12 protein-coding genes are annotated in these 13,950 nt (G+C 57.9%); 3 read left to right on the plus strand and 9 right to left on the minus strand.

What is annotated here, in order from left to right:
- Positions 1 to 76: 76 nt before the first annotated feature.
- The 7 genes from V9G17_13040 to V9G17_13070 form a co-directional block, all read right to left on the minus strand.
- Positions 77 to 970 (minus strand): XrtA system polysaccharide deacetylase, encoded by an 894-nt coding sequence (locus V9G17_13040; protein ID MEI2753522.1) that lies wholly within the window; start codon positions 968 to 970, stop codon positions 77 to 79.
- 335 nt (positions 971 to 1,305) lie between these two features.
- Positions 1,306 to 1,728, minus strand: coding sequence for an ATP-binding protein (locus V9G17_13045; GenBank protein MEI2753523.1), 423 nt, complete (start codon positions 1,726 to 1,728; stop codon positions 1,306 to 1,308).
- Positions 1,729 to 2,553, minus strand: a complete 825-nt coding sequence (locus V9G17_13050; GenBank protein ID MEI2753524.1) for a response regulator — start codon at positions 2,551 to 2,553, stop codon at positions 1,729 to 1,731. It abuts the gene before it with no gap.
- A complete protein-coding gene (locus V9G17_13055) occupies positions 2,550 to 6,182 on the minus strand; it encodes a PAS domain S-box protein (GenBank protein MEI2753525.1) in 3,633 nt (1,210 codons plus the stop codon). The genes V9G17_13050 and V9G17_13055 overlap by 4 nt, the downstream gene beginning before the upstream one ends.
- Positions 6,183 to 6,187: 5 nt before the next feature.
- A complete protein-coding gene (locus tag V9G17_13060) occupies positions 6,188 to 7,336 on the minus strand; it encodes an FIST N-terminal domain-containing protein (GenBank protein MEI2753526.1) in 1,149 nt (382 codons plus the stop codon).
- A 418-nt stretch (positions 7,337 to 7,754) separates the two neighbouring features.
- A complete protein-coding gene (locus V9G17_13065) occupies positions 7,755 to 8,453 on the minus strand; it encodes a hypothetical protein (protein ID MEI2753527.1) in 699 nt (232 codons plus the stop codon).
- Complete coding sequence (locus tag V9G17_13070) at positions 8,450 to 9,484, minus strand: hypothetical protein (GenBank protein MEI2753528.1); 1,035 nt, start codon at positions 9,482 to 9,484, stop codon at positions 8,450 to 8,452. The genes V9G17_13065 and V9G17_13070 overlap by 4 nt, the downstream gene beginning before the upstream one ends.
- 254 nt (positions 9,485 to 9,738) lie before the next feature.
- On the opposite strand from V9G17_13070, the gene folD reads away from it, so the two are divergent.
- From folD to panB, 3 genes are all read left to right on the plus strand, one after another.
- Positions 9,739 to 10,599, plus strand: a complete 861-nt coding sequence (folD, locus tag V9G17_13075; protein ID MEI2753529.1) for a bifunctional methylenetetrahydrofolate dehydrogenase/methenyltetrahydrofolate cyclohydrolase FolD — start codon at positions 9,739 to 9,741, stop codon at positions 10,597 to 10,599.
- A 169-nt stretch (positions 10,600 to 10,768) separates the two neighbouring features.
- Positions 10,769 to 11,659, plus strand: a complete 891-nt coding sequence (locus V9G17_13080) for a methylenetetrahydrofolate reductase (GenBank protein ID MEI2753530.1) — start codon at positions 10,769 to 10,771, stop codon at positions 11,657 to 11,659.
- Complete coding sequence (panB, locus tag V9G17_13085; protein ID MEI2753531.1) at positions 11,659 to 12,447, plus strand: 3-methyl-2-oxobutanoate hydroxymethyltransferase; 789 nt, start codon at positions 11,659 to 11,661, stop codon at positions 12,445 to 12,447. The genes V9G17_13080 and panB overlap by 1 nt, the downstream gene beginning before the upstream one ends.
- 158 nt (positions 12,448 to 12,605) lie before the next feature.
- Here panB and V9G17_13090 read toward each other — a convergent pair whose 3' ends face one another.
- Both V9G17_13090 and V9G17_13095 read right to left on the minus strand, forming a co-directional pair.
- The gene (locus V9G17_13090) at positions 12,606 to 13,145 is read right to left on the minus strand and encodes a DUF309 domain-containing protein (protein ID MEI2753532.1); all 540 of its coding nucleotides are present in this window, start codon (positions 13,143 to 13,145) and stop codon (positions 12,606 to 12,608) included.
- Positions 13,132 to 13,950 (minus strand): symmetrical bis(5'-nucleosyl)-tetraphosphatase, encoded by an 819-nt coding sequence (locus V9G17_13095; protein MEI2753533.1) that lies wholly within the window; start codon positions 13,948 to 13,950, stop codon positions 13,132 to 13,134. The genes V9G17_13090 and V9G17_13095 overlap by 14 nt, the downstream gene beginning before the upstream one ends.

Genomic DNA, 13,950 nt, shown 5'->3' on the forward strand with positions numbered 1-13,950 from the left:
CTACTTTGGCGCAGCACATAACCTGCGCCCGCGCGTGGGCGCGGCGTGACGGGGGGATGGAGGGATGCAGATTTCGCTACGCTAAATCGTGGGCAATTTCGGCAGGAGGAACAGCTGGAAACGCGGTTGCATCGAGCGGCATGATCGGCGAAAGGTCGATCTGTTCGGCAATGGGACCGAATCGGAAGGTATTCATCAGGGTAGAAACCCGGAACTCCATTTTGTCCAAATTCATATAATGAAAAAGTTGGGAAAGGAAAGGACCTTCCATGTGCGGTTGGTGGGGGTCCAGTTCCCACGGATGGAAATACATGACCAGAGGACGACCTTTTTGTTCGATCCGTTGCAACAACCCGCAGAGTAGGGGGAAGGGCAGCAGACGGAAATAGATGCCGCCGGCAATGGGAAGCCGTATTCCGCCTAGGTTCACGGTAGAGGGCGGGACTTCCCAGATGGGGCCTGAAGCAGTCTGTTTCAGATGGTGCCAAGGATCGGAGCCGGGAACGCCACAATGATCGTGTCGAATCGGAACGACGCTCGAGTCGTAGGTAAACCCTTCCTCGGCGAGGATGGGGAGGGCCCACAGAGTTTCGCGAGTTATCGTAAATCCCGGAGCGCGGTAGCCTTGCACCGGTGATCCGGTGAGGTCTTCGAGAATTTGTTTGGACCTTCTCACATCTGCACGGAACAATTCCGGAGTTTGGGCTGTGACCAATTCATGGCCATACCCATGTGAGGCAATTTCATGACCACATTCGGCGATCTGTTTAATGAGTCCGGGATGTCGCTCTGCAACCCATCCCAATACGAAGAAGGTGGCCCTGGTCTGGTAGCGAGCGAGTAGATCCAGCATCTTGCAGGTGTTCGTGGTGACACGACTCTCAAAGGAGCCCCAGTGCCGTCGACGAATCGGGGAATCGAAACGAGACACCTGAAAATGTTCTTCGATGTCGAATGTCAGGCAATGCACTGGTGTGTGATCCTTGGGTGTAGGGTTTTGCCTACTAGGCGAGATAAGTAAGAGCTGACATCAGGATGCTTGAGAAGGAGATCACAAAGCAAACCCTTTCGACATACTTTGTATACTATGTGTGCATGATGAAGTAAAGCAAAGTTTGAGCCATGTAATTTCATTAGTGATTTCAAGCTGATAGTTGAAGCATCTGAATCTTCAGCACTCTTTGGTGCATGATAATCGGCCGAGAGCGTATCTTAATAGATACGTCGTAGGAATTCTTGAAATTGGTACATCGATGGGATGAGGGATGGAATGGATGGGATCGGGAAAGCCGTGAGACTTGCTGGTTAGGCCGTGTGATGTGCCTTGTCGTTGTTCAGTAATTGTTGCTGAAGAGGCACGGTAAATCGAAAGACAGAACCGGATCCTGGATCACTTTCCGCGCCGATATGTCCTCCCATCAATTCAACGAGTTGTTTGCAAATGGCGAGCCCTAGCCCAGTCCCACCATATTTCCTGGTGGTGGATCCATCTGCTTGGACAAACGGCTGAAAGAGTTTGGCAACGGCGCTTGGGGCAATGCCGATACCATTATCCGAGACGGAGAATCGGAGGTGTGTGACCCGGTCTTGCTGTGCCGATAGTTCGCCATAACGGGTGGCGGGAAATTCGAGGCGTTGCTCAGGAGGGCGTTGATCGAGCTCCACGAGAATAGAGACTGTGCCGTGATCGCTGAATTTGATGGCGTTCGCCAATAAGTTGCTAAGAATTTATTGGAGTCTGGCGGGATCGCCACATAAGGCGGTTGGCACGTCTTGGCTAATCCGGGAGGTCAGTAAGAGGCCCTTCCGTTTTGCCCGTTCCCCAAAGAGGGCCAGAACCCGGTCAATAAAGAGGGACAAGTCGAAGTCCAGTAATTCGAGAGACAGTTTTCCGGATTCGATCTTGGAGAAATCCAGAATGTCGTTGATGATGACCATCAAGGCATCGCCGGACGAGCGGATGGTCTGGGCACAGTCCAGCTGTTCGGCGGTGAGGGGCGTATCGAGCAGCCAGTCCGTCATGCCTAGGACGCCGTTCATGGGGGTACGGATTTCGTGACTCATGGTGGCGAGGAACTCAGATTTGATCCGAGCCCCCTCGATCGCCGCATCACGGGCTTGAGTGAGTGTGGCCTGGCTCTCCCGGAGTTCCCGGAGCACTTGGCTGGCCCGAACCATATACCGAATTCGGTTGGTGAGCAGCATCGCATTCAGCGGTTTGAGGATAAAGTCGGTTGCACCGGCATCGTAGGCCTTGGTGATGGACTCAAAGTCGTCCAGGCCGGTCATGATCAGAATCGGAGTATGTTCTCCGGCCGGCAACCGGCGTAATGCCGCACAGGTGGCGAATCCGTCCATGCCCGGCATCATCACGTCGAGGAGCACCACGTCCGGCGGGCATTTCTCAAAGAGCTCGCAGGCTTCAATCCCGTTTTCAGCCTCCATCACCGCCCAGCCTGCTTGTTCCAATGACTCGCGAGCGAACATACGGATGATGATATCGTCATCCGTAACCAGTGCGCAGGGTGCTCGTCCTGGTGTCAGCAGGTTCATGGCTGCTTCTCCTTGGCAATCTCATTGCGGAAGACAGTGCAGGCGGTCAGATAGTCGGATTGTAATTGTGCGAACGACCGCTCGGCATCGACGAGATTGTTCCGATGGCCCATGGTTTCGAGTTCCTTGCAGCTGGCAGCCACGGCGAGGGCGCCAAGTTGCGCGCTGCTCGATTTGAGCCGATGCGCAATGGCTTGTAATACCGTTGGGTCGTTGGCGCGAATGGCGTCACGCAGCGCTTCCAGGCTTTCACGCGAACTGTCGAGATATTTGCGAAGCACGGAGGCCAGCACATCTGGTCGGTTGGGGCGTTGTAACGCGCGGATGCTTTTGAGGGCAGTAAGGTCCATGCCCGGCACCGTGACAGTGGCGTCATCCATTGGTTCGGTCGTCGTTCGGAGTGATTCCGGCCGAGACGGCTGAGCAGGGACGGTCGGCTCCGTGGTGTGTGCAGGAGACTCATGGCTCCTCAGCCATTTGCGTAAGATTTCTTGCAACTGTGTCTGGGTATACGGTTTGCTCAGGTAATCATCCATGCCGGCCGCGAGGCATTGCTCTCGGTCCCCCTGCATGGCGTGGGCAGTCAGCGCGATGATCGGGACGCGACGTTGGCTGGATGACTGTTCGCGAGTGCGAATTGCTCCGGTGGCTGTGAGTCCGTCCATTTCAGGCATCTGACAGTCCATGAGCACGATGTCGAATTGGTTGTGCTCGGTAGTCACGAGGGCCTGCCGCCCGTTTTCTGCCACCTCGACCTCGTAGCCCAGTTGTTCCAGCATCCCGATGGCCACTTCGCGGTTGACGGGGCTATCTTCAGCCAACAGGATCCGTCCGTTCGGCTTGGCGCCTGGGAAATCCGGTCCCAATGAAGGTGAGATGTGGTGAGGGGCATCGTTGGTCTGTCCGGATGAAAGAACAGGCTCTGGCACATGTAGATAGGGCTCGAGCATCGTTGAAAGCCCTGATCCCAGCGGCTGGAGATCGAACTGGACCGTAAAGGCGAACGTCGAACCACTCCCGGGTGTGCTCTCTACCGTGATGCTCCCGCCCATCAGGCCGACTAACTGTTTGGCAATGGAGAGGCCAAGACCGGTTCCGCCGTATCGTCTGGTGGTTGAGCCATCCGCCTGCGAGAATGCATCGAAGATGCGTGACTGGGCCGCTGCCGAAATGCCGATGCCGGTATCGGTGACGGCGAATCGTAGCAATGCCCGGGTCGTGGTGCCTTCTACATACTCGGCTTTCAGGGAGATCTCACCTGTTTCGGTAAATTTCATCGCGTTGCTCAAGAGATTCATGAGGACCTGGCGGAACCGGACCGGGTCACCCTTGAGATACCGTGGGACTGCCTCACCGATATGATGGGAGAGCCGAAGCTGTTTTCGGCGTGCGGCTTCGCCGAACAGCTCAAGCGATTCTTCGAGCACCGGGAGTAAGTCAAAGTCGATGCACTCCAGATCTAGCTTGCCCGCTTCAATTTTTGAAAAATCCAGGATGTCGTTGATAATAGCCAGAAGGGTTTTCCCGGATCGGAGAACCGTTGAGGCAAGATGCCGTTGTTTGTCTGTCAGCTGTGTATTGAGCAGGAGTTCGGTCGTGCCCAGTACTCCGTTCATCGGAGTGCGGATTTCGTGGCTCATATTGGCCAGAAATTCGCTCTTTGCCGTGCTGGCGGCCTCTGCCGCTTCCTTCGCTGCGCGGAGTTCCTGCTCGCTCTGTTTCCGGTCGGTGGTATCGATGTGGATGCCGACCATGCGTGTCGCCACCCCATAGACGTCTCGAATCAAACTGCCGCGAGACAGAATCCAGCGATAGGAGCCATCTCGATGTTGAAGGCGATGTTCGAGCTCGAACTGGGCTCGCTGTCCATCGAGACAGGACTGGATGGTCTCATGGACCAACGGTTGGTCGTCTGAATGGATCCGTGTCCGCCATTCGTTGAAATTGCTGGCGAGCGTGGTGTCGGTATGGCCGAGCTGACTTTTCCATTGCGGGGAGAAGTAGATCGCGCCTGTCGTGAGGTTCCAGTCCCAGATTCCGATGTGCGAGCCCTGCACTGTCATCGTCAACCGCGCTTCGCTTGTGCGCAAGGCTTCTTCCGCTTTTTTTCGTTCTGAAATATCCACGGCGAAGGCGGTGAAGGTATAGGCATTCTCGATACGGAGTGGTGTCATCGCTAGCTCGACTGGGAACTCGGTGCCGTCGCGATGGAGCGCGGTCGTTTCGATTCGTCTGTTCATGACCCGGCCTTGACCGGTTTTGAGAAACCGCTCGCGCCCACGATCGTGACCCTCGCGGTGCTCGACCGGAATGATGGTCTCCGTCATAAGGCGGCCGATCGCCTCCTCGCGCGTCCATCCGAAGACCTGTTCGGCCTGGGAATTCCAGCCGATAATAGCGCCTTTCTCGTCCATACTGATCACCGCGCTGAGCGCGGTGTCGATGATCAATCTGGTCCGTCCCTCGCTCTTGCGCAGCTCCCCTTCGGCGTGGAGGCGCTCGACGGCTTCGAGTGCGAGCGATACCAGGGAGGCGATCGCATGGCCGAACTGCTGTTCTTCCAGCATCCAGGAGCGCGGCGTGCCGATATGCTCATTGCAGAGCACCCCGACGAGTTTGCCTTTGAACCGAATCGGGATGTCCAGCATGGCGCCGATCCCGAGGGGCTCCAGATAGCTGGAAGTGAACTCGCAGGTGCGGGGGTCGCTTCTGGCATCGGAGGCATCAATCACGTGCTCGGAGAGAACTTCACGGAAGTATACTGGAAAACTCGCTGCCTGGAGTTCAAGGCCTGAAGAGTGAGTATTACTGGAAGATTCGTAGAGGTCTTTGCAGTGAATCGCCTGACGGTCTTCGCTCAGAAGCCAGATGCTGGTTCGGCCCACCTCCAGGGTCGTGGCCGCCGCGCGGGTGATTTCTTTCAGCGCCGGTTCCAATACGCCACTTTGGATGATGCTGTTGCGCGTCAGTTCGAAGAGCGCGGTTTGTTGTCGCCGGAGCAGGCTTTCGGTGCGGTGACGGATGTTCTCTGTATGTTTCCGGTCCGTGATGTCGCGAAACACGAGTACAGCTCCGGCTACACGATTTTCGTGCACAATCGGCGCCAGCACACAGGCGACGGGAAACGAGCGTCCCGTGGTCGTGCTCAGGAGTCCGTCATCGGTCCGGAAGGTGTTGCCCTGTGCAGTTTCGTCCAGCAGAAGTTGAGTGAAGATCGGGCCTGTGAGGCTCGTGCCGTAGGAGAGGGAAATCATGTCATGGAGCCGGCGTCCGACGACCTCTTTTTCTGTCAGGCCCCAGAGACGTTCGCCTTCGGGGTTCAGTAACACGATGTTCCACTGTCGATCGACGACGCAGAGTCCGTCGCCCATGGAGCGGAGCACCGTCTGTAACTTGTCCCTCTCTCCTGCGAGCTGACTCTCCGAGGTGCGCCGGAGTTGTTCATTCAGCTCCTGCATTTCTTGCGAAGATAAGGCGATCGAGCGCTCCAGGAGTTCGCGTCCCTGGTCTGATTCCAGATAGCTCTGGCTCACTCGTTCGAGGAGGTGTTGCCAGACGTCGGGCGATGAGGGCGCGGTTGCGTCGTCCAGCCCCAGGCGTTTGAGTTGTCGTTTGAGGAGCGGATGCATGGACCTTATGCTTCGGTGATCGTCGTCAGCGTCATGGTTTGATTGTGAAGGTCGCACGTGCCGCTTTGGTACGGCGAGATCTCCCCGTAGGAGTAAAATCCAATCTGCCGGCTGCCTTTCGGCAGAATCTCTAATGCCGCCTCGACCTCTTCCTCCGACCGTTCGCCAAGCACCAAGCGGCGACCGACACAGCTGATCGCGATACAGAGGGTTGGCGAATTCGAGGGTAGGCTGTTGTGACTGTTGATTGTGAGTGTGGCGGCTTCGGATGCGCCCTGAATCAGCCGATCGAAATTTGCGCGCATGAGTTGCGCGAAAACGCCTTCCGGAATGTCTCCGGCAAATGTCATGGATTGGGTGGCTTCGTCCACGGCCAGGATGGTGCGGACCAGAACTTTCCCCTCCGTCTGCGAGGTTCTGATTGCAAGAGGGAACAGGAGGCCGGTGGCGGGCAGTCCGGAGGCGCGCTCTCCAAGATATTCCTTGTACAGTTCCAACGCGGGACGACCGTCCAGTTGATACAGCACGTTCCCGCTGGATTTGGTGACCTGCCGTTCCGGTCCGAATTTGTCCCATCCGCCTTTGGAGCCATGCCCCAACCGGATGTGGTCGCCATAAAAGCCGACGGCGGTCACATAGCCGCTCTGTGGCGTACGATCTTTCAGCACCCAGGTTTGTTTGAACTGAGTCCCATCGCCGGCGAGCCCACCGGTGACGACGACGGAGTCTCCGAGCGTGTCATTGAGGCCTTTGACGAGCTCACTCCCGTTGACATTCAGGCCATCGGACAGAACCAGGACGCCTCGCAGCGAGGGTTGTTTGAGCTGCTGAGCGATGGCGCATCCCGCGGCGTAGGAACTCTGAGGGGATGGGACGGCTGCTTCGGCTGTGCGAAGGGGTGTTTGCTCAAACTGTACGGCGGCGACGACCAGGCTATTATCCGAGATCTCGTTCCCATGAATTTCTCCGGAGGTCGAACAACCCATCACGTGACTCCGGGGGCAGGCCTTCAGTACCTCCGCCATGCGGTCCGGGGTATCGAGCAAATTCGATGCGCCGAACAGGAGCAGGAGGGTTTGGTCGGAATCCAGGGCTGAAAGGGACTCAGAGGACCAGGGGGCGCCGAGTTTGAGACAGGTCGTTGTGACGCGCATATCGGGAGTCTCCTTTTAATGATCTGTGGGCCAGAGCCGGTTCATTGAGACGGTGGAAGTGTCGGCGTTTAGGGCTCTGGAAGTGGCACGTTTCTGCGATTCTCCCAGGTGTGCGGGGTGTCGACATGTTGGCGTTGTCTGTCGCTGCGCCGCGTTGCGGGCAGAAGCTCGGCCAGTGCGTCGATCTTTGGCCGGCTCAGCAAGAGATTCATGCTGAAATGTCCTGATAGTTCATGTGGTTAGACGTCCAGTCCGGAGGCATTCCCCTACGTAGCCATAGGTCTCGGCACACCTGTATCGGTAGAAAATGGGCGAAACTAAAGAGAGAATGTCGGTCGGCAAGATGCTGATTTTAACGGGAAGAAGCGATTACACGCGTGACAGCGAAGTGGCAGGCCTATGTCTAGTACGTGTGTATTTAGTGATGGTGATGGTGGCACTCGGGACCGTGGACATGAGTCGGTTCTTGGGGGGGCGGGGTGAGTTGGCCCGGGAGCACTATCCGGCTGGGGTCGTGTTGCTTGGTCAGGTGTTCCGCAATCTCGGGGTGGAAAGCCTTCACGTAGCCGATCATGCCATTCAGGAAACGGCGCGATTGAAAATCTTGGCCGGAAAATTCGGTCAGGATTGCGACAGCGCGGTCGAGTATTTCCGGGGCTGAGCCTGGATCCGTGACTTGCTGGGGCTGTTGTTTGACAAACGCGTCGTATTCCTTCTTGAGACGTTCCGCGAACACCGGCATGGGGGCAGACGGCACATGGAGGGGGCTCAAGGTCCGGCGCAGGGCTTGGATGGCGGCAAACACTTCGGCATCTTGGCCGTCTCGCCGGTCATGGAAGTAGCCGAAGGTCACCACCTCAATGAGGTTGAACAGCGCGGCGGCTTTCTCGCCTCCCGTGACACTCAATTGCCGGTACAGCTCCCGTCGGACCGGGGCGAACTGCTCGCCCAGCCGCTTCTGCTGGTAGTCGCTTCCGATGTCAAGATAGCCGCAGTCGGGAGGACAGGCGATCCGTGTCAGGCGGTGTTCTCCGCAGCATTGGCTGCAGATCAATCCGGTGAGGGCTGGACAGGAACGTTTACCCTTGCGCTGCTTGCAGTAGACACATTGGCTCATTTGCGGGGAGGTCCTTCCTTGTCGGATTTCTTTGGTTCGACGAAGCCATAGTCCGCCAGTGTGCGTTTGGCTCGATCACCTGAGGAGGCTGTCGGCGATTCGAGGCCATTGACCTCGGCCGCATTGGAGTCTTGGTAGGGGACAAGAATGAGGTGGTTCACCCGGTCGATGCCCACATCGGAGGGACCTGGCAGATACTCCGCGATCACCTGAAACTTTCCGTTCGGAAGCATGCGCCAGATCTTGCCCTTTGTTCCATCCGAGACGTACATGCTGCCCCACCGGTCGAAATCCACACCGCTGAGGTTTTGGAATCGCCCGGTGAAAAACCCATTCGAGGCCAGTTCGGTGAGAGTTCCTTCCTGGGTGACGTCGAAAATCTTTCCGGAATCATAACTGACGACGACAAGATGTCCGGTCTTGGGGTGCACGGCCACGCCTGAAGGTCCGGCGAGATGTGCGCCGGAGAGATACAGGGACAAGGCCAATGTTGGCGCCAGGTCCACGCGATAGATCGCATTGCCGCCCTGGTCGGCGAGGTACAGATGCCCGTGCCCGTCGGAGGCCACATCCGTGAGCGACTGGGCGGCGCCGCCGGCAGCGGGATGTGGGAGCGCCAGCGTGGCGAGGGGGGCTCCCGTGGTTTTGTCGAAAGCGCGCAGGGTATCCAGGTCGGTAACATAGAGGACGTCATCAACCACGACCATGCCCTTGGGGGCATGGAGCGTGACATCTCCGCGGCCGCCCTCAATGAATTTGAACGCGGTGATCCGGCCGTCGTCGCTCAGTTTGGTGATGAAGCCATTGTTATCGCGGGCGTCGGATTCGCCGTTGATGTTCGAAATGAAATAGGACCTTGTTGCGGGATCGGCGAGGAAGCTGTGGGGGGATTCCAGCCCACTGACTTGGAGCGCCCACGCCCCCCCAGTATGGAGTAGCATTCCAATAGCCAGCGCCAGCGCCGGACCGAAGCGACGGCGGGGCACGGGCCGATGGAAACGGTTGTGACAGATGGTCGTGGAAATCATCAACGAAGGTATCGCACAGAAGATTCTGCTGGTGCATCGTAGCCAAGGGCCTCCGAGACTGTCAAGGAAGCCGCCGGATCACGCATAGAGACAGGTTGGCCGACGGAGTCATGTCGACAAGCTCCGCCCTGCCGGATCTCGCGTTTCGCACGGAGCCAGACTCGAGGCCTCACTAGCTCCTGCCTCGTTGACTTGTTGAAAAATTGCCTGCTATGGTGCCGACACTTTTCGCTTCTATTCAGGCCAGGGAGGATATCGTGGCAGCTCGTATCATCGATGGGAAGGCGTTGGCACAACAGGTTCGTGAAGGACTCGCGAAAGAGTCCGCGGCGGTATTGGCCAAAACGGGGATGAAGCCGGGATTGGCTACGATCTTGGTGGGTGACGATCCCGCCTCGCATCTCTATGTCAAAAGCAAACAGAAGGCCTGCGACGCAGCGGGCATCTATATCGATGACTCGAAGTTGCCTGCCAGCACGACTCAGGCTGAGCTGTTGGCACTGATTGCCCAGAAGAATGCCGATCCGAAGATCCACGGCATTCTGGTGCAGCTGCCGCTGCCGAAACATATCGACAGTAAGGTGGTGCTTGACGCAGTGTCCGCCCAAAAGGATGCCGACGGGTTTCACCCCTACAACTTCGGTCGCCTCGTCGAGGGGAGCCCCATTTTTGAGGCGTGCACGCCGAAGGGGGTCATCAAGATGATCGAGTCGACCGGCGTGTCGATCGAGGGCAAGCGGGCGGTGGTGCTCGGCCGCAGCAACATCGTCGGCAAACCGCTCGCACTTATGTTGCTCCACCGCAACGCCACGGTCACGATTTGCCACTCCAAGACAAAAGACCTTCCGGCCGTGTGTCGTGAGGCGGACTTGCTGTTGGTGGCGATCGGTAAAGCCAAATTTGTGACGGCCGATATGGTGCGCGACGGCGCGGTTGTGATCGATGTCGGAACGAACCGCCTGCCGGACGGCAAAGTGGTGGGGGATGTCGATTTCGAGTCGGTCAGCCAGAAGGCCGGGTGGATCAGCCCGGTTCCCGGCGGCGTCGGCCCGATGACGATTGCGATGTTGCTCGACAATACGGTTGAATCTGCTAAGAGAATGGCAGGGATGAAATAGGGGCGATCGAGACACTCGCGTTCCTCGCGGACCGCGCACGATCAGACGGTGCGTGATCGATGCGCACAGCCGAGAGGTTCCACCATTTCTATTTCGAGCTAGTGCGAGTGAGCAGGCAGGGATAGGCGAGAAGGATAGGGGAATTATACAACATGCGGGGGAGATGTAGATGAGCCGAGAGCCGCGGCGACTCAAAGAGGTATTGGCCCAGGGGCAATTTGCCGTCACGGTGGAATATAACCCGCCGAAAGGCACGAACCTGACCCATGTGGTTGAGAGTGCCAAGTCGCTCGTCGGGCGCGTGCACGGGGTGAATGTCACCGACAATACGGCGGCGATCGTACGAGCCGGGTCGTTGCCGGTCTGCCGTGTGTTATATGAGCTGGGGCATGACCCGGTGATGCAGTTGACCTGCCGGGATCGCAATCGTATCGCCATGCAATCCGATCTCATGGGTGCGCACATCCTGGGCATCCGGAATATCCTGTGTCTGACCGGGGACTACCCCACCGTAGGCGACCATAAAGAAGCGAAGCCGGTGTACGACCTGGATTCCGTTCAAGTCATGCAACTGGTAACGGGCTTGAACAACGGGAAGGACTATGCGGGCAATAAGCTCGACGGGGCCACCGCCTTTACGATCGGCGGGGCCGTGACTCCTGAAGCCGATCCGCTCGGCCCGATGTTGGTCAAATTCGAGGTCAAGGTGCGGGCCGGTGCCGAATTCTTTCAAACCCAGGCGGTGTATCAGCCTGAACAATTCAAAACGTTCATGCAGGCGGTGCGTCCGTTCAAAGTGAAAGTGCTCGCCGGAATTCTGTTGCTGCGCAGTGCCAAGATGGCAGAATTCATGAACGCCAACATTCCAGGCGTCTGTGTGCCGCAGGATATGATCGATGAAATGCGCGCCGCAGGCGACAAGCGCGCGCTCGATGTCGGTGTTGAGATCGCCGTACGCACCATCAAAGCGGTGCGGCCTTACTGCGACGGTGTACACATCATGGCGATTAAATCGACGGAACGGCTGCCGGAAATTCTCACAAAAGCAGAGCTGGGGTGATGACTGTCCCTGACTTGCAGAAGTGCAAGCGCGATAGGCGGAAGATCACAGTTGTCACCGCGTACGACGCGCTGTTTGCACGCATTGTCGAACAGGCGGGCATCGACGTGATTCTGGTGGGTGATTCTCTGGGTGTGGTGGTACAGGGCAAGTCCAATACCCTCGCGGTCACAATGGAGGAGATGCTGTACCACACCAAGCTGGTGGTCGGAGCCACTCAGCGGTCGTTGGTGATCGGCGATATGCCCTTTCTGTCTTATCAGGTCAGCCAGGAAGAGGCGCTTCGAAACGCCGGCCGGTTCATTCAGGCCGGAGCCCACGCCGTGAAGCTGGAAGGTGGGGCGGCGATGGCGGATCGTGTGTCGGCGATCGTGAAGATCGGTATCCCTGTGATGGGGCATCTCGGAATGACGCCTCAATCGGTCCATCAGTACGGGGGGTATAAGGTCCAGGGGAAGGGCAAAGATCGGGCGCAGCAACTGCTTGAAGATGCGCAAGCATTGGAAGCCGCCGGGGCTATGGGGATCGTCCTGGAAGCGATTCCATCGGGGTTGGCGAAGGCCGTGACGGAAGCGCTCACGATTCCGACGATCGGTATTGGCGCCGGCCCGCATTGCGACGGTCAGGTGCTGGTGCTGTATGACCTGCTGGGTTTATTCGATGAGTTTGTGCCGAAATTCGTCAAGCCCTATGCCCATCTGAAGGTAGATGCCATCCAAGCTCTCCGCCGCTACAAGGATGAAGTTGAGCAGGGGACCTTTCCCTCCGACTCTGAAAGTTATCACTAGCCGGTTGCCGCTCTCTCATAGCTACGATTAGCTACTGTCTCGTCTCGCATCACTCCTTCCCGTTGCCTCAGGCCATGTCTTGGGTCTCTGCCCCACGCGGACTGATCGGCTGACGGTGTTACGCTGTGTTGCTGCTGTCACCAAGAACCAGGGATTGCTCACAAGGTCCCTTGTACTGATTGCCCGTTGCCGTAGGTTTCTAATCGAATACGCACGTTTGGCCGGCTTGTGTTGCCCATCCACACTGTGACGTCCTGGGCGAACATTTCGATATCAAGCCCCATGTAGGGGGTGGGGCAGTTCTTCAGGCGTAAGAGCCCGTAGCGGGCAAGGTTGTGGGCGGCCGATTCATTGCCAAGTGCCCGCTTGAGATGGGCGGCGGCGAACTGAATGAGGGCTTGGAAGAAGTTGCCTGCCGTAGTTGTGCGTCCGCACGCATGCCATAGGCCCTCCAACACTTCATGCGCTTCCCACCAATAGGCGAAGTTGTACAGATCGATCGCATACAGATAGTCCTTCGAGTGCGACCAGTGGTCGTGTTCACACGGGCGCGGGAGCGATTCCGGTTGTCCGAAGGAATGTTCCAGTGGATTGTGACGGGGATGCGGAGTCAGCCCTGGGAGGAACCGGTAGGTCGGCAGCAGCCTCCTGCTGTAGCGGGGCCAACCGACCGTAACTGGCGGCTCACTTGCCTCCACGCGTTTCCTCACAACGCACTTGAAAGATCTTCCGGTCCTCCAGTCGCACTGCGGTGAGTTGTCGCCCATACACGCAGCCGCTATCCAGTCCGAGCAGATTTTCTGAGACGTGTAAGCCCATTGCGGCCCAATGTCCGAACACAATCGCTGCGGTCGCATTGCGGCGATCCGGAACATCGAACCAGGGGTGAAATCCTTGGGGTGTGAGTTTCGGGGGGCCGGAGAAGGTTGATTCCATGACACCGTCGTCGGAGCAGGTTCGTAGTCGGGTCAAGACTTTCGTGATGGTGGCAACGCGCACAGGGCCTCTTAGATCGGGAGCCCACTGCAAATGACCGCTGGGGTGAAGGGCGCGTAGCATTGCGCTGAATTGTTCTCCGCGCAGCGCCGTTTCGGCTTCCATGGCCAATTGCCGGGCCTCCTCGATCGTCCAGTGCGGCAAGAGCCCGGCATGGACGAGTACATAGGAGCCCTCTCGATAGAGCAAGGGTTGTTGTCTGAGCCAGGCCGTGAGTTCGTCGCAATCCGGGGCGTTCAGGACTTGGCTCAGCGTATCATCGCGGCGCAGGGGTGCCAGGCCGGCCGCAGCGGCCAACAGGAACAGGTCGTGATTGCCGAGTACGGTGACCGCTGCCGGCCCGAGCCCGCGAATATATCGCAGAACACCGAGTGAATCCGGCCCGCGATTGACGAGGTCCCCTACGAACCAGAGACGATCCTGTGCCGGATTGAATCCAATCGTCTTCGTGAGTTGCCTGAGCGAGGCAAAGCAGCCTTGCACATCGCCGATTGCATAGGTAGCCAT

This window comes from Nitrospira sp. (assembly GCA_037045225.1).
Taxonomy (GTDB): Bacteria; Nitrospirota; Nitrospiria; order Nitrospirales; family Nitrospiraceae; genus Nitrospira_A.